Origin of the sequence: Kitasatospora sp. NPDC058048 (genome assembly GCF_042885555.1) — a bacterium.
GTDB classification, from domain to species: Bacteria; Actinomycetota; Actinomycetes; order Streptomycetales; family Streptomycetaceae; genus Kitasatospora; species Kitasatospora lactacystinica.
In genome coordinates this window covers 21,901-40,070 of record NZ_JBHVRT010000001.1, presented here as the reverse complement: position 1 = coordinate 40,070, position 18,170 = coordinate 21,901, and the positions used below count along the sequence as shown (strand labels likewise).

The 18,170-nt window shown below is 75.5% G+C and carries 18 protein-coding genes; 8 read left to right on the top strand and 10 right to left on the bottom strand.

The window, feature by feature from the left end; all coding sequences use genetic code 11:
* Positions 1–128 precede the first annotated feature (128 nt).
* The 3 genes from ACFVVA_RS00165 to ACFVVA_RS00155 all read left to right on the top strand — a co-directional run bounded on the left by ACFVVA_RS00165 (position 129) and on the right by ACFVVA_RS00155 (position 3,599).
* On the top strand, positions 129–1,520 hold the full coding sequence (locus ACFVVA_RS00165) for a carotenoid oxygenase family protein (protein ID WP_387684119.1): 1,392 nt from the start codon (positions 129–131) through the stop codon (positions 1,518–1,520).
* Positions 1,517–2,884, top strand: a complete 1,368-nt coding sequence (locus ACFVVA_RS00160; RefSeq protein ID WP_387684117.1) for an aldehyde dehydrogenase family protein — start codon at positions 1,517–1,519, stop codon at positions 2,882–2,884. The genes ACFVVA_RS00165 and ACFVVA_RS00160 overlap by 4 nt, the downstream gene beginning before the upstream one ends.
* Positions 2,885–3,011: 127 nt before the next feature.
* Positions 3,012–3,599, top strand: a complete 588-nt coding sequence (locus ACFVVA_RS00155; RefSeq protein ID WP_387684115.1) for a histidine phosphatase family protein — start codon at positions 3,012–3,014, stop codon at positions 3,597–3,599.
* A gap of 95 nt (positions 3,600–3,694) precedes the next feature.
* On the opposite strand, the gene ACFVVA_RS00150 is transcribed toward ACFVVA_RS00155, so the two are convergent.
* Complete coding sequence (locus ACFVVA_RS00150) at positions 3,695–4,504, bottom strand: hypothetical protein (protein ID WP_387684113.1); 810 nt, start codon at positions 4,502–4,504, stop codon at positions 3,695–3,697.
* Between the two features lie 157 nt (positions 4,505–4,661).
* A complete protein-coding gene (locus tag ACFVVA_RS00145) occupies positions 4,662–5,075 on the bottom strand; it encodes a MarR family winged helix-turn-helix transcriptional regulator (RefSeq protein WP_380358054.1) in 414 nt (137 codons plus the stop codon).
* Positions 5,076–5,129: 54 nt separating this feature from the next.
* On the opposite strand from ACFVVA_RS00145, the gene ACFVVA_RS00140 reads away from it, so the two are divergent.
* Positions 5,130–5,942 (top strand): SAM-dependent methyltransferase, encoded by an 813-nt coding sequence (locus ACFVVA_RS00140; RefSeq protein WP_387684111.1) that lies wholly within the window; start codon positions 5,130–5,132, stop codon positions 5,940–5,942.
* A gap of 85 nt (positions 5,943–6,027) precedes the next feature.
* Here ACFVVA_RS00140 and ACFVVA_RS00135 read toward each other — a convergent pair whose 3' ends face one another.
* A complete protein-coding gene (locus tag ACFVVA_RS00135) occupies positions 6,028–6,693 on the bottom strand; it encodes a helix-turn-helix transcriptional regulator (protein ID WP_387684109.1) in 666 nt (221 codons plus the stop codon).
* A 160-nt stretch (positions 6,694–6,853) separates the two neighbouring features.
* On the opposite strand from ACFVVA_RS00135, the gene ACFVVA_RS00130 reads away from it, so the two are divergent.
* Positions 6,854–10,060 (top strand): bifunctional cytochrome P450/NADPH--P450 reductase, encoded by a 3,207-nt coding sequence (locus ACFVVA_RS00130; RefSeq protein WP_387684107.1) that lies wholly within the window; start codon positions 6,854–6,856, stop codon positions 10,058–10,060.
* A gap of 77 nt (positions 10,061–10,137) precedes the next feature.
* Here the strand turns inward: ACFVVA_RS00130 and ACFVVA_RS00125 are convergent, their stop codons facing one another.
* The 7 genes from ACFVVA_RS00125 to ACFVVA_RS00095 form a co-directional block, all read right to left on the bottom strand.
* Positions 10,138–11,040, bottom strand: coding sequence for a S1 family peptidase (locus ACFVVA_RS00125; protein ID WP_387684105.1), 903 nt, complete (start codon positions 11,038–11,040; stop codon positions 10,138–10,140).
* A gap of 240 nt (positions 11,041–11,280) precedes the next feature.
* Positions 11,281–12,510, bottom strand: coding sequence for an MFS transporter (locus ACFVVA_RS00120; protein ID WP_387684777.1), 1,230 nt, complete (start codon positions 12,508–12,510; stop codon positions 11,281–11,283).
* A 50-nt stretch (positions 12,511–12,560) separates the two neighbouring features.
* Positions 12,561–13,652 carry a PLP-dependent cysteine synthase family protein gene (locus ACFVVA_RS00115; RefSeq protein WP_387684103.1) on the bottom strand — a complete coding sequence of 364 codons (1,092 nt, stop codon included), beginning with the start codon at positions 13,650–13,652 and terminating at the stop codon, positions 12,561–12,563.
* A gap of 60 nt (positions 13,653–13,712) precedes the next feature.
* Positions 13,713–14,150, bottom strand: a complete 438-nt coding sequence (locus ACFVVA_RS00110) for a hypothetical protein (RefSeq protein ID WP_387684101.1) — start codon at positions 14,148–14,150, stop codon at positions 13,713–13,715.
* Positions 14,151–14,272: 122 nt separating this feature from the next.
* Positions 14,273–14,716, bottom strand: coding sequence for a hypothetical protein (locus tag ACFVVA_RS00105; protein ID WP_387684099.1), 444 nt, complete (start codon positions 14,714–14,716; stop codon positions 14,273–14,275).
* A 329-nt stretch (positions 14,717–15,045) separates the two neighbouring features.
* Complete coding sequence (locus ACFVVA_RS00100; protein ID WP_387684097.1) at positions 15,046–15,603, bottom strand: GNAT family N-acetyltransferase; 558 nt, start codon at positions 15,601–15,603, stop codon at positions 15,046–15,048.
* 63 nt (positions 15,604–15,666) lie between these two features.
* Complete coding sequence (locus ACFVVA_RS00095; RefSeq protein ID WP_387684095.1) at positions 15,667–16,338, bottom strand: phosphoribosyltransferase; 672 nt, start codon at positions 16,336–16,338, stop codon at positions 15,667–15,669.
* Positions 16,339–16,711: 373 nt separating this feature from the next.
* Between ACFVVA_RS00095 and ACFVVA_RS00090 the strand changes: the two genes are divergently transcribed.
* The 3 genes from ACFVVA_RS00090 to ACFVVA_RS00080 all read left to right on the top strand — a co-directional run bounded on the left by ACFVVA_RS00090 (position 16,712) and on the right by ACFVVA_RS00080 (position 18,127).
* Positions 16,712–17,146, top strand: coding sequence for an STAS domain-containing protein (locus ACFVVA_RS00090; RefSeq protein WP_387684093.1), 435 nt, complete (start codon positions 16,712–16,714; stop codon positions 17,144–17,146).
* Between the two features lie 11 nt (positions 17,147–17,157).
* Positions 17,158–17,643, top strand: coding sequence for an ATP-binding protein (locus ACFVVA_RS00085; RefSeq protein ID WP_387684091.1), 486 nt, complete (start codon positions 17,158–17,160; stop codon positions 17,641–17,643).
* A 112-nt stretch (positions 17,644–17,755) separates the two neighbouring features.
* The gene (locus ACFVVA_RS00080; RefSeq protein ID WP_387684089.1) at positions 17,756–18,127 is read left to right on the top strand and encodes an STAS domain-containing protein; all 372 of its coding nucleotides are present in this window, start codon (positions 17,756–17,758) and stop codon (positions 18,125–18,127) included.
* The last annotated feature ends 43 nt before the right edge of the window (positions 18,128–18,170 follow it).

The following is an 18,170-nucleotide window of genomic DNA, read 5'->3' as shown; positions in this document are numbered from 1 at the left end:
ACGGCCCTCCGGCGGGCGTGACCCCCACGCGCCACCGGCCGTCACCCGGCGGGCGGTCCGCTCGTTGGGCAGTCCGCGCTGCCCCGAGGGCGCAGCGGACGTCGGAATGCGGCCTGGAGGAATCTGCGGTGTCCACCGTCACCAATCCGTTCACGGGTGCCTACACGCCGGTGGGCGAGGAAGTCACCGCGTTCGACCTGCCGGTCACGGGCACGATCCCGGCCGAGCTCAACGGCCGGTACCTGCGCAACGGGCCCAACGGGATGCGGGCGGAGGACCCCCGGCCGAGGCACCTGTTCGGCGGGTACGCCATGGTGCACGGGGTGCGGCTGCTCGACGGGCGGGCCCGGTGGTACCGCAACCGGCTGGTGCGCAGCGCCGCCGTGGCCGAGGCCCTGGGGGAGCGGCCGCGCCCCGGCGCCGCACCGAGGATCACCGACGTCGCGCCCAACACCCACGTCATCGGGCACGCCGACCGCACCTTCGCGCTGGTCGAGGGGGGCTTCCGCCCGTACGAACTCTCCTACGAGATCGAGACGGTGGGCGCCAGCGACTTCTGCGGCACGCTGCCCGAGGGGTTCGCCGCCCACCCGAAGCTCGACCCGGTCACCGGCGAGCTGCACGCGATCACCTGGCAGCGGGACAGCGAGAACCTGCGGCACCTGGTGGTCTCCCCGCGGGGAGCCGTCGTCCGGGCCGTGGACGTCCCGGTCGCGCACCGGCCGGTGGTGCACGACATGGCGCTGACCCGGAACTTCGCCGTCGTCCTCGACCTCACGGCGCGCGTCTGCACGGCCGACAACCTCGCGCGCAAGACCTACCCGGCGGTCTGGGACGAGACCGGCGGCGCACGGATCGGGCTGCTGCCCCGCGACGGCACCGAGGTCGCCTGGTTCGAGGTCGAGCCCTGCTTCGTCTACCACACGCTCAACGCCCACGAGGACGGCCACCGGGTCGTCATCGACGTGGTGCGCTACCCGCGGATGTTCGCCGGCGGCGCGCTGGACGGGCAGAGCAGCCCCACCCTGGACCGCTGGACCGTCGACACCGTCTCCGGCAGGGTCACCGAGACCCGCCTGGACGACCGGCCGCAGGAGTTCCCGGCGGTCAGCCCGGCGGTGGTCGGCGGCGCCCACCGCTACGGGTACTCCACCGTGGCCGGCGACCTGCTGCGCCACTTCGCGGCGGCGGGGGCCCTGGAAGCCCTGACCCCGGAGGCCGCCGGGGACGCCCTGATCAAGCACGACCTGAGCCGGCAGTCCAGCACCGTGCGGCGGTTCGGCGCCGGCCGCTACACCGGCGAGGCCTCCTTCGTCCCGAGGCAGGGCGCCCGCGGCGAGGACGACGGCTACCTGCTGGCCTACGTCCACGACCCCGAGCGGGGCGCGAGCGACCTGGTCGTCCTCTCCGCCGAGGACTTCACCGGCGACCCGATCGCCACCGTCCACCTGCCGGTACGGGTGCCGGCCGGCTTCCACGGCAGCTGGATCCCCGACCCCGCCCGGGAGGACTCCGCATGAGCACCCCGCCCGCCACATCCCCGGACGGCCGGCCCTCGGACAGCCCGCTCCCGGACACGCCGGCCGGAGCCGTCGCCAGGCTGCGCGCGACCTTCCGCACCGGCCGCACCCGGCCGCTCGCCTGGCGCACCGAGCAGCTGACCGGGCTGCGCGCCCTGCTGACCGGGCACCGCGAGGAGATCGCCGCCGCCCTCCACGCCGACCTGCGCAAGCCGCGCGCCGAGGCCGACCTCGCCGAAGTCGACTTCACCGTACGGGAGATCGACCACACCCTGCGGAACCTGGAGGACTGGCTGCACCCCGAGCCGGTGCCCGCCGCCGCGCTCACCCGGCTGCCGCCGGGGACGAGCGCCCACACCCGCCACGACCCGCTCGGGACCGTCCTGGTCATCGCGCCCTGGAACTACCCGGTGCAGCTGCTGCTGGTGCCGGTGGCGGGTGCGATCGCCGCGGGCAACACGGTGCTGGCCAAGCCGAGCGAGCTGGCGCCGGCCTGCTCGGCCCTGCTGGCGCGGCTGCTGCCGCAGTACGTGGACCCGGCGGCGATCGCCGTGCTGGAGGGCGGCCGCGAGACGGCCGCCGCCCTGCTGGCCGAGCGCTTCGACCACATCCTCTACACCGGCAACGCCGGCTTCGGGCGGGCGGTGCTGCGGGCCGCCGCCGAGCACCTGACCCCGGTCACCCTCGAACTGGGCGGCAAGTCCCCGGTGTTCGTCGACCGGGGCGTCGACCTCGGGACGGTCGCGGCCCGACTGGCCCGCGCCAAGTTCTCCAACGCCGGGCAGACCTGCGTCGCCCCCGACTACCTGCTGGCCGACCCGGCCACGGCCCGGGCGCTGGAAGGCGCCCTGGAGCGGGCGGTCACCGAGCTGTACGGCCCCGACCCGGCGCGGTCGCGGGCGTACGGACGCCTCGTCGACGAGCGGCACTTCGACCGGGTCGTCGCCCTCCTCGACTCGGGCCGCACGGTCTTCGGCGGCCGGCACGACCGCGCGGACCGCTACATCGCGCCGACCCTGCTCGCCGAGGTGCGGCCGGACGCCCCGGTCATGCGGGAGGAGATCTTCGGCCCCGTCCTGCCGGTCCTGGAGGTCACCGGGCTGGACGAGGCGATCGCCTTCATCAACGAGCGGGACCGTCCCCTCGCGCTCTACGCCTTCACCGAGGACGGGCACGCCCGTCGGCGCCTGGCGGAGGAGACCAGCTCGGGCGGCCTGAACTTCGGCCTCCCGGTGGCCCACCTGGGCATCCCGGAACTCCCGTTCGGCGGGGTGGGGGAGAGCGGCTCCGGCCGGTACCACGGCCGCTGGTCGATCGACACCTTCAGCCACCGCCGGGCCTGCCTGGACGTGCCGCTGGACTGAGAAGTCCTCCCGTCCGGTCGGCCGGCGGAGACGGATCCGGCCGTTTCGGACTCCGTCCGTCCCGGGCCGTGTTCTTCGCGCACCGACCGGGGCGGACCCGACGGGCCATCGGATATCGTGCACGGCCATGGGAGCACTGATAGTTGTCCGGCACGGTCAGACCGAGTGGAGCCTGTCGGGCCGGCACGCCGGGCGCACCGACGTGGCGCTGACCGATGCGGGTGAGGCCGCTGCTAGGGCGCTCGCTCCGAGGCTGGCCGAACGTCGTCCGGTCGCCGTGTTCAGCAGCCCGCTGAGCCGTGCGATGCGGACGGCCGAGCTCGCGGGTCTGACCGGTGTCCGGCCCGATCCGGACCTGGTGGAGTGGGACTACGGCGGCTACGAGGGCATGACCGCCGAGCAGATCCAGGAGTCCAGGCCGGGCTGGGACCTGTGGCGCGACGGCGTCGTTCCCGGGGACGCCGTCCATCCTGGCGAGCGGCTCCAGCAGGTGGCCGCGCGCACGGACGCGGTGCTGGACCGGATTCGGCCGCTGCTGGACCAGGGGGATGTCGCCGTGGTCGCTCACGGCCATCTGGCGCGAGTGATCACCGTTCGCTGGCTCGGGCTCGATGCGTCCGCCGCCCGCCTGCTCGGCCACCCGCACCCGGGCTCTCTCGGCTTCCTGGCCGTTGAGCACGGGCAGCCGGTCATCTCCGCCTGGAACGTCCCGTAACGCCGGGCCGGCGTCACGCCCGCTCGGTACTGCGTCCCGCCCCGGCCCGCCCCGGCCCGGCCCGCCCGGCCCGGCGAACCTCTGCCGTTACGGCGTCAGTCCTCCCAGCACATCGCGGTGATCACGGTGGTGAGGGCCAGCCAGCCGACGATCGGGACGGTGAGGGTGAAGGCGAAGGACCACTGCAGCGCGATCAGGAGGACGCTGCCGGCGAAGGCGAAGACGGAGAGGAACAGGCAGGCGACGGCGGGGAGGAACCAGCCGTCCCAGCCTCGCCGGAGCAGGGTGTGGACGGCGAGCAGCGTTCCCGCGCCGACCAGCAGGGCCAGTTCGAGGAAGGTGAGCCAGGGGACCTCGGTGACCGGGGAGCGGTGGCCCTGGTGGGAGATCTCCACGACGCGGCCGTTCCACAGGGTGAGGTCCACGTTGTCGCCGCTCCGGACGCTGCCGAAGAGGCCGTCGGAGACGGCGTAGGTGTCGGTGGGCGCCGCCTCGCGGGAGACGGTCACCTCGTAGTGGGGGGAATCCTCGTTCGAGCCGGCCCTTCTGTCCGTTACCCGGCCGGTCTCGTGGGTGGTGCAGTCCGTGGCGGCGGCGACGGGCGCGGTACAGGCCGGGGCGCCGCGGTAGGCGGTCGCCGCGTCGAAGGCGTCGACGAACCAGGAGAAGCCGAGGGCGACGGAGGCCAGACCGGTCAGGACGAGCAGGACCCGGGCCACGACCCGGGCCATCACGCGGGCGGCGGGACGGCGCTTCCGCGGGTGGGAGGGGCCGTGGGGGCGGGGTGGTGACGTTCGTACGGGCGGTGCCGGGACGCGGTCGGCCACGGCCGGGGGTCCGTCGACGGGGGCGGGGCCGGGCGCCTGTGGCTCGTCGCCGCCGGCGACCTCGATCCGCGCGTCCATCGCTCTCCCTCGGCCCTCCCGGGCGGTTCCCGGGTCCAGCCGGATGATGGCAGGGCTCGACGGTCGCGAGGGAGCAACCGGAGGAGTTTGTCACCGACTTGTCGAACTCGGCCGGTCAGGGGCCGGCGGCCGGGGGAACGGAAGGGGGCGGGGACGGTCAGGGCAGCAGCAGGCCGGCGAGCTCGTCCAGCAGTTCGGCGACCCTGCGGGCCTTCGCCGGGTCCGGGACGGCCTTGGCGATGACCGGTTCGGCGGGCCGGGCGACATGGGCGCGGATGGCGCGTCGGGCGTGGTCGGAGACGGTCAGCAGGGTGCGGCGCCCGTCGGCCGGGTCGGGCGCGGCGTCGAGCAGGCCCTGTTCGCGCAGCCGGGCGACGGAGACCGAGACGTGGCTCTGGGCGAACCCGGTCCGGACCCGAATCTCCTGGACGGAGGTGGCGGGGTGCCGGTACACGTCGGCGATCACGGCGATCTCCCCGGGGGTGAGGTGCTCGGAGGCCGGGTCGGTGATCAGGGCGCGGCCGAGTTCGGTCAACCGCTTGCCGAGCCTGAGGAGTTGCACGCCGTCCATGTCCGACAGAATACATCTTCACCGATGCATCGGTGGCGATGTAGATTGCCGGGCATGACGACCTCCGAACCGCTCAGCCCGGTCTCCCGCACCGCCCTGTCCGTCGCCCGGGTGCGGGCCTACGAGAGCTCCCGCCCCGACCCGCTCTTCGTCGACCCCTACGCCCTGGCGTTCGTCACCGCCGCCGGCCTCGAACCGGCCCTGTCCGGCCCGGTCAGCAGCCTCGCCAGGGGCCTGGTCACCCACGGCATCCTGCGCACCCGCTTCTACGACGACCGGCTGCCCGCCGCCGGCGCCGACCAGGTGGTGCTGCTGGCGGCCGGCCTGGACACCCGGGCGTACCGGCTGGACTGGCCGGCCGGCACCCGGGTGTTCGAGCTCGACCTGGGCCCGGTGCTGGCCTTCAAGGAGCAGGTCCTGGACGGGCTCGGCGCCGTGCCGCGGACCGGGCGCACCGCCCTGGTCGCCGACCTGCAGGACCCGGGCTGGCCGGAGCGGCTGGTCGCGGCCGGGTTCGACCCGGCGCGGCGCTCGGTCTGGCTGGCCGAGGGGCTGCTGGTCTACCTCACGGCCGAGGAGGCGGCCGGACTGCTCACGGCGGTCGGCGGGCTGGCGGCCCCGGGCAGCCGACTGCTGCTGGAGCAGGGCCGGGACGTGAGCCGCACACCGCACGACCCGGCGCTCGTCCACGTGACCGGGCTGTGGCGCGGCGGCCTCGGCCCGGACGCCGACGGATGGCTCGACCGGAACGGCTGGACCACCGGCATCACCACCCTGCTCCGGCTCGGCGAGGCCTACGGGCGCCCACTGCCGGACCCCTCCACCACGACGGCCTTCATCGAGGCCGTACGGCGCCCGGCGGACTGATCTCCCGGGTCCGCGCGGCCGTGCCCGGGAAACCACCCGAGCACGCCCGGCGGACCGGCCCGGGCGCCCCCGGGCCCTCGCCCGCTCAGCGGGCCGGCCGCGGCGGCCAGGCGTCCGGGGCCAGGACGCCGGTGGCGTAGGCCCGGGCGACCAGGGCGGTGCGGTTGGGGACGCGCCAGCGCCGGGTGAGCCGGGCCAGGTGGTAGTTGACCCCGTCCGGGGTGACGCCGATCTCCCGGGCGATCTGCGCCGTGGTGTCGCCCCGGGCCGCCGCGGCCAGGATCCGGGCCTCGACCGGGCTGACCTCGACCTGCGGGCCGGGAGCCGGGGCGGCGGCCGCTGGCTGCTCCGCCCGCAGCGACAGCAGCAGGCTCGGGGTCTGCTCCGGGGTGTCGCCGACCAGGTCGACGGTCATCTCGCCGTGCCGATCGCGGCCGTCGGCGGACGTCCAGGAGACCCGCGCCGGGTACTGCGAGCGGCGGTGCAGCCGGACGGCCTCGGTGAGCGCCTCAAGGGTGCCGGTGTCCCGCAGGGTGAAGAACTCCAGGATCCTACGGTTGTGCAACTGACCTGGCAAACGGCCGAATTCGACCGCCATGGCGCGGTTGACGATCAGGATGCGCCCGCCGAACTCGCACACCGCGATCGGCAGCGGCACGTGGTCCAGCAACCGCAGCGCCCGGTTGCGCCAGATCACCGCCGCCTCCCGCGGGCTGTCCGGTACCGGGCCGCAGCCCTCGGTCGTCCGCATCCGCGATTCTCCTTCCCCGGGGCCTACGCTGACGGTCCGTAGCAAGCCCGTAACCGACCCGGGCACTACACAATCATGTAGTGACCGCGGCCCGCACCCCCTCCCGGTGGGCGCACAGTGGTGGGAGACGAATGTTTCCTGCCGTGGGAGGGGCACACCGATGACCGAGACCGTGGAGCGCACGACCGAGGACGAGCGGGCGGCCGAGGGCGAGAGCCGGGCCGTCCCCCTGGTGGACATCTCGGCGATGCCGCCGGCCGCCGCCCCGGTGCTGCGCATCATGGAACTGGCCAGAGAGCACGGCCCGGCCTTCGTCCAGCGACTGCACGGCCGGGACACCCTGGTCGTCAGCGGCCTGGAGCTGGTCACCGAGCTGGCCGACGAGACCCGGTTCACCAAGTCGATCGGCCTGGCCCTGGAGAAGGTCCGGCAGTTCACCGGCGACGGCCTGTTCACCGCCTACAACGAGGAGCCCAACTGGGCCCGGGCGCACGACATCCTGATGCCCGCCTTCGCGCTCGGCTCGATGCGCACCTACCACCCGGTGATGCTGCGGGTGGCCCGCCGGCTGGTCGACTCCTGGGACCGCCGGGAGGCCGCCGGGCAGCCGGTGGACGTGCCCGGCGACATGACCCGGATGACCCTGGACACCATCGGCCTGGCCGGCTTCGGCTTCGACTTCGGCTCCTTCGAGCGGGACGAGCCGCACCCCTTCGTCGAGGCGATGGTGCGCTGCCTGGAATGGGCGATGACCAGCCTCACCCGCGACCCGGAGGCGGACCACCGCGAGCGCGACGCGGCCTTCCGCGCCGACTCCGACTACCTGGCCGCCGTGGTGGACGAGGTGATCGCCGCCCGCGCCGAGGAGGACGTCCAGGGCCCGGCCGAGGACCTGCTCGGTCTGATGCTCGGTGCCGTCCGCCCCGCGGACGGCACCCGGCTGGACGCCGAGAACATCCGCAACCAGGTGATCACCTTCCTGATCGCCGGCCACGAGACCACCTCCGGCGCGCTCTCCTTCGCGCTGTACTACCTGGCCAAGCACCCGGCCGCGCTGCGCGAGGTGCAGCGGGAGGTGGACGCACTCTGGGGCGACCGGGCCGATCCCGAGCCCTCCTACGAGGACGTCGGACGGCTGCGCCACACCCGCCAGGTGCTCAACGAGGCGCTGCGACTGTGGCCGACGGCGCCCGCGTTCAGCCGGGAGGCGCGCGCGGACACCCTGCTCGGCGGACGCATCCCGCTGCGCGCCGGGGAGACCGTCCTCGTCAGCACGCCGCTGCTGCACCGCGACCCGGCGTGGGGCGACAACCCGGAGCTGTTCGACCCGTCCCGGTTCGACCCGGAGTACGAGGAGAGCCGTTCCCCGCACGCCTTCAAGCCCTTCGGAACCGGCGAACGCGCGTGCATCGGGCGGCAGTTCGCGCTGCACGAGGCCGTCATGCTGCTCGGCATGCTGGTGCACCGCTACCGGCTGATCGACCACGCCGACTACCGGCTGACCATCAAGCAGACGCTCACCATCAAGCCCGACGGGTTCACCCTCGGCCTCGCCCGGCGCACGCCCGCCCCGGCCCTCGACGCCTCCCGCGCGGACTCCCTCGCCGCCGCCGCGCCGACGGCGGTCGACCGGCAGGCCGGCCCGGCCGCCGGGCGGCCCGGACGGGTCCGGCAGGGCACCGGGCTGCTGCTCCTGCACGGCTCCAACTACGGTGCCTGCCGGGAGTTCACCCGGCAGCTCGCGGAGGCCGCCGCCGACCTCGGCTGCGAGACCGCGACCGCCCCGCTGGACGCGTACGCGGACGGCCTGCCCACCGACCGGCCGGTGGTGATCACCGCCGCCTCGTACAACGGGCAGCCGACCGACGACGCGGCCCGGTTCGTCCGCCGGCTCCAGGAGTCCCGGGAGGGCGACGGGGCCGAGGGCGTCGAGTTCGCGGTGCTCGGCATCGGCGACCGCACCTACGCCGCGACCTACCAGCGCGTCCCGGCGCTGATCGACGACCGGCTCGCCGAGCTCGGCGGCACCCGGCTGCTGGCCCGCGCCGAGGCCGACGCCTCCGGCGACCTGGCGGGCACCGTGCGGCAGTTCACCGGGGCGCTGCGCGAGGCCCTGCTGGCGCGCTACGGGGACGCCGACGCCCCTGCCGGGGAGCAGTCGGAGGCCGCGTACACGGTGACCGAGGTGACCGGCGGCCCGCTGGCCGCGCTCGCCGCCCGGCACGACACGGCGGAGCTGACCGTCACCGCCGTCGGCAGCCTGACCGACCCGGCCTACCACCGGGTCAAGCGGCTGGTCCGGCTGGCCCTGCCGGAGGGCACCGGCTACCGGACCGCCGACCACCTCACCGTGCTCCCGGCCAACGACCCGGTGCTGGTCGAGCGTGCCGCCAAGCTGTTCGGCGCCGACCCGGACACGGTGCTGAACATCGTGGCGCACCGGCGCACCGGACTGGCCGTCGACCGCCCGCTGACCGTCCGCGAGCTGCTCACCCGTCACGTCGAGCTGCAGGACCGCCCGAACGCCGAGCAGCGCGCCGCGCTGGCGGCGCTCAATCCCTGCCCGCCCGAGCAGGCCGCCCTGCGGGCCCTGCCCGACGACGACCCGCGCACCCTGCTGGACCTGATCGAGGACCACCCGGCGCTGCGGGAGCGGCTGAGCTGGCCGGTGCTGCTGGAGCTGCTGCCGCCGATCAGGCCGCGGCACTACTCGATCTCCTCCTCGCCCACCGGCGACCCCGGCCAGGTGGAGCTGATGGTCTCGGTGCTCAGCGCCCCGGCCCGCTCGGGCCGGGGGACGTTCCGGGGCGCCGGATCCGGCTACCTCGACCGGGTCGCCGTCGGCGACACCGTGCTGGCCCGGGTCCAGCCCTGCCGGGAGGCGTTCCGGATCGGCCACCGCACCCCGGTGGTCATGATCGCGGCGGGCACCGGTCTGGCACCGTTCCGGGGCGCCGTCGCCGACCGCCGGGCGCTGCTCGCGCGGGGCGCCGACCTGGCCCCGGCGCTGCTGTACTTCGGCTGCGACGACGAGGCGGCGGACTACCTGCACCGCGGCGAGCTGGAGGCCGCCGAGCGGGCCGGCGCGGTCTCGCTGCGGCCCGCCTTCAGCGAGCGGCCCCAGCAGGGGCGGCGCTACGTGCAGGACCGGATCGCCGCCGAGGCCGCCGAGGTCCGGGAGCTGCTGGAATCCGGCGCCGAGGTGTACGTGTGCGGCGACGGGGCCCGGATGGCGCCGGGCGTCCGGGCGGCCTTCCGGGCACTGTACCGGGAGGGCACCCCGGGCGCCGACGAGCAGCGGGCGCAGGCCTGGCTGCAGGGGCTGATCGAGGCCGGCCGGTACGTCGAGGACGTGTACGCGGGCTGATCCTCCCGCGCCGGGGACGGCCGTGGGCCCGCCGCACAGGTGCGCCGGGGCCCACGGACGGGACGGAAGGGCGCGGGTCAGTACACGCTGACGTTGTACGCGGAGAGCGCCGCGTTGACCGGCTGGTAGAAGGTCGTCCCGCCGGAGGTGCAGTCGCCGCTGCCGCCCGAGGTGAGGCCGAGCGCCTTGGCGCCGTCGTACAGCGGGCCGCCAGAGTCGCCGGCCTCGGCGCAGACGTTGGTCTGGATCAGGCCGCGGACGGTGCTGCCGTCGGTGTAGCGCACGGTGGCGTTGAGGCCGGTGACGGTGCCGCCGTGGGTGCCGGTGGTCGAGCCGGTGCGCTTCACCGCCTCGCCGACGACGGCGTCCGGGGCGGAGGTGAAGCCGCCCGGGTGGCTGAGGGCGCTGTTGTCGTAGCGGACCAGCGCGTAGTCGTGGCCGGGGAAGGTCGAGCCGATGGTGGGGCCGATCAGGGTGCTGTGGGCGACGTCGGTGTACCAGTCGGGGGCGACGTTGCCGCAGTGCCCGGCGGTGAGGAAGTAGTAGGTGCTGCCGCTCACCACGTTGAAGCCGAGCGAGCAGCGGTACTCGCCGCCGTAGATGGCGTCGCCGGCGGCGAGCAGCGGGGTGAACACGCCGGGGACGCGGTGGACGTCGAGGCTGGGCGCGGCGGGGCCGGCGGCCTTCATCAGCCGGGCGAGCGAGGACGGGGAGACGGTGCTGTCGGCGGTCACCACGACGCGTCCGGCGGCTTCGTCGACGTACCAGGCCGTGCCGTCGACCTCGGCGTTCAGAATGGCGTCGCTGATCGCCGAGAGCTGTTCCGGTTCGGCGGTGCGGGTGGGAGCGGCGGCGGCGCCCGGCGCGGCGACCGCGGTCGCGGTCAGCAGGCCGAGGGCCGCGGCGAGCAGGCGGAAGCGGCGCGTGCTGCCGGTGCGGGGCGTGCTGCCGGTGCGGGGCGTGGTGCGCGTGGTCCTCACCGATCTCCTCCTGAGGGGGTGACGGCCCTGAGGGTTGGGGCCGTGAAGCGCGGTCAGGGGATGGGCGGACCCCGGTCGTTGCTCTCCGGAAGCACGGCGGATGATCAGCTCCTGATCGGCGCTGACCGGAAGTATGAGGAAACGGACCGTTCGGTACAAGCTTCCCGAGGGGGTGTCGGCGGACCCGCAGGCCCGGGAGTGAGCCTGCGGGTCCGCCGTTCGGCGGTTGCCGTGCGGTTCCTACCCGGCGGGCACCGGAGCGGGCCCGATGAGGCGCCGGCCCCGGTGGAGCGCGTGCAGCGAGAACGCGCAGACCACCCCGAGGGCGCACAGCGCCAGCCAGGGGAGCGCGGCGAGCCCGGCCGCGCGGGCGGCGTCCAGGGCCGCGCCGGTCAGCAGGTTCCCCAGCGTGATGCCCACCCCGCAGACCGTGTTGTAGAGCCCGTAGTGGGTGGCGACCAGGCGGTCCCCGGAGAGCCTGACCACGGTGTCCATCTCGAACGGGTAGGCCAGCATCGTGCCCAGGGCCAGCAGCAACGCGGCCAGCGCCGGCGGCCCGGCGGCGAGCGCCCAGCGCCCGGGGCCCGCCCCCGGGACGGGCAGGGCCGAGGCGGCGAGCAGCGGCAGGAAGGCCGCGCCCATCACCGCCACCCCCGCGACCAGGGCGGTGCCCGGCGCGATCCGGGCCCGGCACCACGCGGTCACCCCGGTCTGGAGCAGGATCGTGCCCAGCCCGGACACCACGAACAGCAGCGCCGTCGCCACCGTCCCGCCCGTGCCGTCGCCGCCCAGCCGGCGGACCTCCAGCGGCAGCGCCAGGTACACCTGGAAGGACAGCACGTACGAGCCGGTCATCGCGCCCGCGAAGAGCAGGAACGGGCGGTTGGCCAGCACCCCGCGCCACTGCGCGAGGACACCCGTACGCTCCGGGCCGCCGGCCGGCCCGTCGCCCCGGCGGGCCGGCAGCGAACGGATCTGCACCGCGCTGAGCACCGCGAACACCCCGGCCGCGACCAGGCAGGTGGTGCGGAAGTCCACCGCGGTCAGCGCCATGCCCACCAGCGGGCCGAGCAGGATGCCCGCCTGGTAGAAGACGTTGAACAGCGCGAACGCGGCCACCCGCTGCTCGCCCGCGTCGCGCGCGAGGTACGCCCGCACGGCCGGGTTGAACAGCGCCCCGGCCAGGCCGGTGGCCGCCGAGGCCGCCACCAGGGCGGACAGCGAGGAGGAGAGGCCGAGCGCGGCGAAGCCGACGGTGCGCAGCAGGCAGCCCGCCACGATCAGCGGCTTGTAGCCGAACCGGTCGGCCAGCGTGCCGCCGACCAGGAACATGCCCTGCTGGGTGAAGTTGCGCACCCCGAGCACCAGCCCGACCGTCCAGCCGGCCAGGCCCAGGCCGCCGGACAGGTGCGCGGCCAGGTAGGGCATCAGCATGTAGAAGCCCAGGTTGATGGTGAACTGGTTGACCATCAGCAGCCGCACGCTGCGCTCGTGGCCGCGGAACTGGGCGGTCAGCCCCCTCACGCGGCACCGCCGGGGGCGCCCGCGAGGGTCAGCGGGTCGACCACCTCGGTGCAGCGGGTCCAGCGGGTGACCTCCCGCTCGTCCGGCCGGGCGAGTTCGTCCGGGGCGTCCGCCGGCGGGTGGTCGAGCAGGTCGTGCGCGGCACCGTACTCGTCGTCGTAGACGGTGCCGAGGTAGCGCTGCGGCCCGTCCGGGAAGATCGCGGCGATCCGGGTGCCGGCGGGCCGGGTGCGGGCCAGCCAGCCGGCCACCAGGGCGACGGCGCCGACGCTCCAGCCGCCGGTGGCGTAGTGCGAGGCGGCCAGTCGGCGGCAGGTCCAGACGGCCTCGGCCGGGGCGACCCAGTGGACCTCGTCGAAGGTCCGGTAGGCGACGTTGCGCGGATAGATGCTGGAGCCGAGGCCGCGCATCAGCCGGGCGCGGTCGGGCTGGCCGAAGATCGTGGAGCCGACGGTGTCCACCCCGACCACCCGCAGTCCCGGGTAGAGCTGGCGCAGCACCCGGGAGGTGCCGGCCGAGTGCCCGCCGGTACCGACGCTGCACACCAGCACGTCCAGGTGGCCCAGCTGGGCGGCGAGTTCGAGCGCCAGCGGGGTGTAGGCGGTGGTGTTGTCGGGGTTGTTGTACTGGTCGGGGCACCACGAGCCGGGGCGGCGGGCCAGCAGCTCGGCCACCCGGTCGCGCCGGGCCTGCTGCCAGCCGCCCCGCGGGTGCGGGCCGGTGACCGTCTCCACCTCGGCGCCGTAGGCGGTGAGCAGCCTGGCCATGGCCGGCTCCAGCCCCGGGTCGGTGACCAGCGTGACCGGGTGCCGGTACACCATGCCGGCCAGCGCGAGGCCCAGGCCCAGCGTGCCGCTGGTGGACTCGACGATCCGGCCGCCCGGGCTCAACTCGCCCCGGGCCCGGGCCCGCTGGACCATGTGCAGGGCCGGTCGGTCCTTGATGCCGCCGGGGTTGAAGCCCTCCAGCTTGGCCCAGAAGCCGCGGCCCGCCGGGGCGAGCGGCTCGCCGATCCGCAGGACCGGGGTGTTGCCGACCAGGCCGCTGAGGGCCGCGTGGTCGTCGGTGCGATGGGTGAGGGACGTCATGTCTGGTCTCCTGTAGGCAGGTTGGCGGACGGTACGGCGGTTCGGACGGACTCCGAGCCGCTATATCCGCCACCGACCGGTGACCAGCAGCGGGCCTCTCGGCCCGGTCGTACGGGCGGCGCGACCGACGGCGGCCGCCGGGCGGGGCGCGGGAGGCTCCGCCCGCCCGGCGCCGGGGTCGGCGACGGGCACCTGAGTGGGAAAGGGAAGGGACGCCGCGGGGGTGCGGACCGAGCGCTGCGCGGGCGCGAGGTCGTCGACCTCCGGGCAGGAGCGCTCCGGTGAACCGGCGGGGGCGCCGCTCGGCTCGGTCGGGGCTCTGGTGGTCGGCGCGCTGGTGATCGGTGCGGTGGTCGGTGCGGTGGTGGTCTGGGTGGAGACCGGGGCGGTGGCCGCGGGGGAGCGGTGCGGACGGGCATCGTGGTGCCGCTCCGCGCAGCCGACGGGCAGCAGGGAGAACAGGCCGAGCAGCAGCGCGGCCAGGAGCCGGTTGGGCATGACGGGACTCCGCGCGGCCGCACACGGCGGCAGCGGATCGGTGACGGCGGGGGAACGGACGCGGGCAGTGGGCGCCGGCCCGCACCGCGAGGCGGGCGTGGCGGGGCGCGGCCCGGGCCGGTCTAGACCCTCAGATGCGCGATCCGGTGCGGGAGTTCGGGCGCTCCGGCTCCGCTGCTCCCGGCCGCCGGGCGCGTCGGAACGGGCGCCGGTGCGGGCTCCGCGGCGGCGGGCAGGACGGCGGGGGCCGACCGGTCGGCCCCCGCGTCGGGCCCGTCCTCGGGCTTCCCGGACAGGCACTCGCCGCCGGGGTGGTCGGCGTCCTCGCCGTGCTCCTGGTGCTGTTCGGGCTGCGCAGGCTGCGCGACCCGGGGGCCGTCGACCGCCGTGGTGGCGTGGGTGGACCAGGTGATCCGGATCGGATCGGTGTGCCCGGCGCCGGTCTCCGCACTGAACCCGTGGGACGCGAACACGGCCGCCAGCAGGGCGCCCAGCCAGAACAGCCGCGCCACCACCCCTCGGGGGCGGGCGCGTCGTGTACGCAACGGCGACCGGGCGGTGACCATGTCGTGATCCTAGCCCGACTTCCCGCTCCGCCATAGCGTGCCTCGGTTGATGTGATGAGCCGTCAACCGAATGTCCTGGGGAAGCGATCGGAAGAATCGGAAGAAAGTGTTATCGGCGTGGACGGGGAGGGTCTCCTGGGCACGGGAGCGAACGCGCGACGCCGTGGGTGAGGTCCACGGCGGGACCGCGGAGTTCGAGATGGGGCACTGCGCGCGGAGCCGGAAGGCTCCGACCGCGTCCGCTCCCGACGCGTCGGCCGGATCGTTGCGACCCGGCCGACGCACCCGGCGGTCCGCATGCTCTCCCCCCTGGCTGCGGACCGCCGGGCTCACCGGGCCGGGGCCTGCTCCCGGGGCAGCCGCCAGACCAGTTCCTCCCCGGTCTCGGCCGGGGCGAGCGCCTCCGCGGGGCGGCGCAGGTACTCGGTGAAGCCGAGGCGGGCCGGGACGGCGCCGCTGGCCAGGTTGGCCGGGTCGTGGACGATCTCGACGTACTCCACCCCGGGGAGGCGGAAGGCCTCACCGGCCAGGGCCCGCACGCTCCGGGTGGCCAGCCCGCGCCCGGTGGCGGCGGGGTGCAGCCAGTAGCCGATCTCGCGGACCCCGGCCGGAGTGTCCTCGCGCCGGAACAGCCCGCAGGCGCCGACGATCGCGCCGTCGAGCACGACCGCGTACGTGAAGTCCTGCCCGCTCGCCCAGAGTTCCGCCCGGCCGGTGAGGAACTCGGCGGTCTTGGCCCGGCTGTGCTCGGCCACCCAGGGCATCCAGGGCCGCAAGTGCTCCAACGACTCCTCGATGACCGCGAAGAACTCGGACAGGTCCGACTCGCCGTCGAAGCGGCGAAGGGCGGCCCCGTCCAGGGCGATGACGTGCGGGGGATGGTTCATGACAGGAGGATGGTCCGTGCACCCTCTGCCCGGCAAAGGGTTTTGGCGGGGGCAGGAAGCGGCTCAGCCCCGGCCGGCCCCGGTGTGGCCCGCCGGGGTGCGCCGCTGCAGCAGGACGGCCGCCTCGCGGTCGGTGACCTCGTGGAACTCGCCGTACCAGGGCCCGGCGGCGTGCGCGTAGCGGGGCAGGTGGAGGCAGACCACCGCGTCCACGTCCCGGTGCAGGTCGGCCGCGATCCGGGCGTCGCAGACCGGCGCCGCGAGGATCAGCCGCGCCGGGTGGTCGGCGGCGAGGGCGTGGACGGCCGCCCGGGCGGTGAGGGCGTCGGTCAGGCCGTCGGAGACCAGGACGACGGTGCGCCCGTCCAACGGCAGCCGGTCCCGGCCCGGGCGGTAGAGCGCCTCGCGGCGGTGGACCTCCACCCGCTCCCGCTTGACGCTCGCGCCCAGCTCGGCCGCGGTGACGCCGAGGCTCCTCAGGGTGTGCCGGTCGACCAGCGGCGCGTCGCCGTCGGCGATCGCGCCGACCGGGCGGTCGTGGCCGCGGACGGCCAGCGGCCGGACCACCGTGGCGTCGAGCGGGGCGTCCAGGGCCTCGGCGACCTCCGCCGCCACCGGCAGCCCGCCGGGGGCGAGCCCGAGAACCACCACCCCGGTACCGGCCCGCGCGCTCAGCAGCGGGGCGAGCCTGCGGGCCAGCTGGTGTCCGGCGGTGCTGCGGTCGAGGAATCTCACGGGTCCGTCCTTGTTCTCCTGCGTTCGTGCCCCTGCCGGGCCCCGGGGCGGCACGAACCGGCGAGCGTCCCGCGGCCCCGCCACCAAGGCGACTTCCCCGCCACGGCGGGCTCTAACGTCCACGCGCGAAACGTCCTCGCGCGAAACGTCCGCGCGCCGGCCTGCGGGTGCGACCCGGACGTGCTCCCGGGCCGGCGGCGGTACGTGTGTCCCGGCCGGGTTCGGGCAGACGCGGGGCATGGACGACCGACGGACGGTGCTCCCGCCCGTACCCGGGATACTCGCGGGTACGGCCGTCCGCGCGGCCCGGCACGGCGCGCGCGATGATGGTCGGGACGGCGCCCCGCCGTCCCCACCGGACCGGGAGCGAGCCATGCCACGGCCATCCGAGCAACCCTGCGAGCCCACCGGGGAGCACGAGTCCGGCGACCTGTGGGTCGAGGTCGGGGACCGGGGGCCGGTGCGGATCGTCACCGTCACCGGGGAACTGGACCACGACACCGCGGACGGCCTGCGGACCGCCCTCGCCCGGCCGCCGTCGGCGGCCGGCATCGAGCGGATCGTCGTCGACCTCGCCGGCCTGCGGTTCTGCGACTCGACCGGGTTGAACGTCCTGCTGCGCGCCCGGCTGGACGCCCAGGGGGACGGCGTGGGGCTGGAGCTGGCAGGCGCCGGCCCGCTGGTGCTGCGGCTGCTCGCGATCACCGGGGCCGACGGCGTGCTGCGGGTCCACCCCGACCTCCGCACCGCGCTGGAGGCGCCCGGCGAGGGCCCGGCCGGGCCCGCCGCACCGCCCGAGCCGAGGTGAGGAGGCAGACCGTGGACCGCCCCGGGAACGGTGGGCCGCCGAGTCGGGAGCAGACCAGGCGGCTGGTGCTGGAAGGCAGCGCCGGCGCGGTGCAGCGCAGCCGGGAGTTCAGTCGGCGGGCGCTGGTGTCCTGGCACTGGCTGCCGGCCCCCGACGAGGACCGGAGGGCCGCGGCCGAGGACGTCCTGCTGATGGTCTCCGAGCTGGTCACCAACGCCTGCCTGCACGCCTCCGGCGGCCCGCGCGAACTGCGGCTCCACTGGGACGGCGCCCGGCTGCGGGTGGAGGTCGCGGACGCCAGCCCCGTACCGCCGCGGCTGCGCCCGTTCGCCGGCGCCGGCCGACCGGGCGGGCACGGGCTGCGGGTGGTGGACCGGCTCGCCGACGCCTGGGGCTTCCGGCCCGACGACGGCGGGAAGCTGGTCTGGCTGGAGGTGCCGCGCCCGCCGGCCCTGACGGCGGCCGGTTCGGACGGGGAGCCGCGGCGGCCCGACTGATCGCCCGCTTCCCCGCCCGGGGTTTCCCGCGCTCCGCAGCGGACAGCCGCATGGATGTGAGCGCCGGCACCGACCGGAGCCCGGTCCTCACCGAGCGAGAGGAGCCCGAGCCATGACACGGCGCCCGTCGAAGTGCGGCGGTCCGGCCGTCGACCGGGGCGACGGGCTGACGGTCGAGATCCGGCCGTGGGCCCTGGGCACCGTCCTGGTGCTGCTCGGCGAACTGGACCTCGACTCCAGCGCCGACCTGCGGGCCGCGCTGAACCGGACCTTCGCCGGGCCGGCCGGCGTGGTCGTGGTGGACTGCGCCGGGCTGGAGTTCTGCGACTCCACCGGGCTCAACGCCCTGCTGCGGGCCAAGGCCCGGGCGGCGGTGGACGGCAGCCGGATCGAGTTGGCCCGGCCCCGGCCGCTGATCCTGCGGATGCTCGAACTCACCGGCGCCACCGACGCCTTTCCGATCCGCGGGACCGTACCGGGCTGAGGCCGCCGGGGCCGCTGGGGCCTGCCGCCCCCGCCCGGGCGCG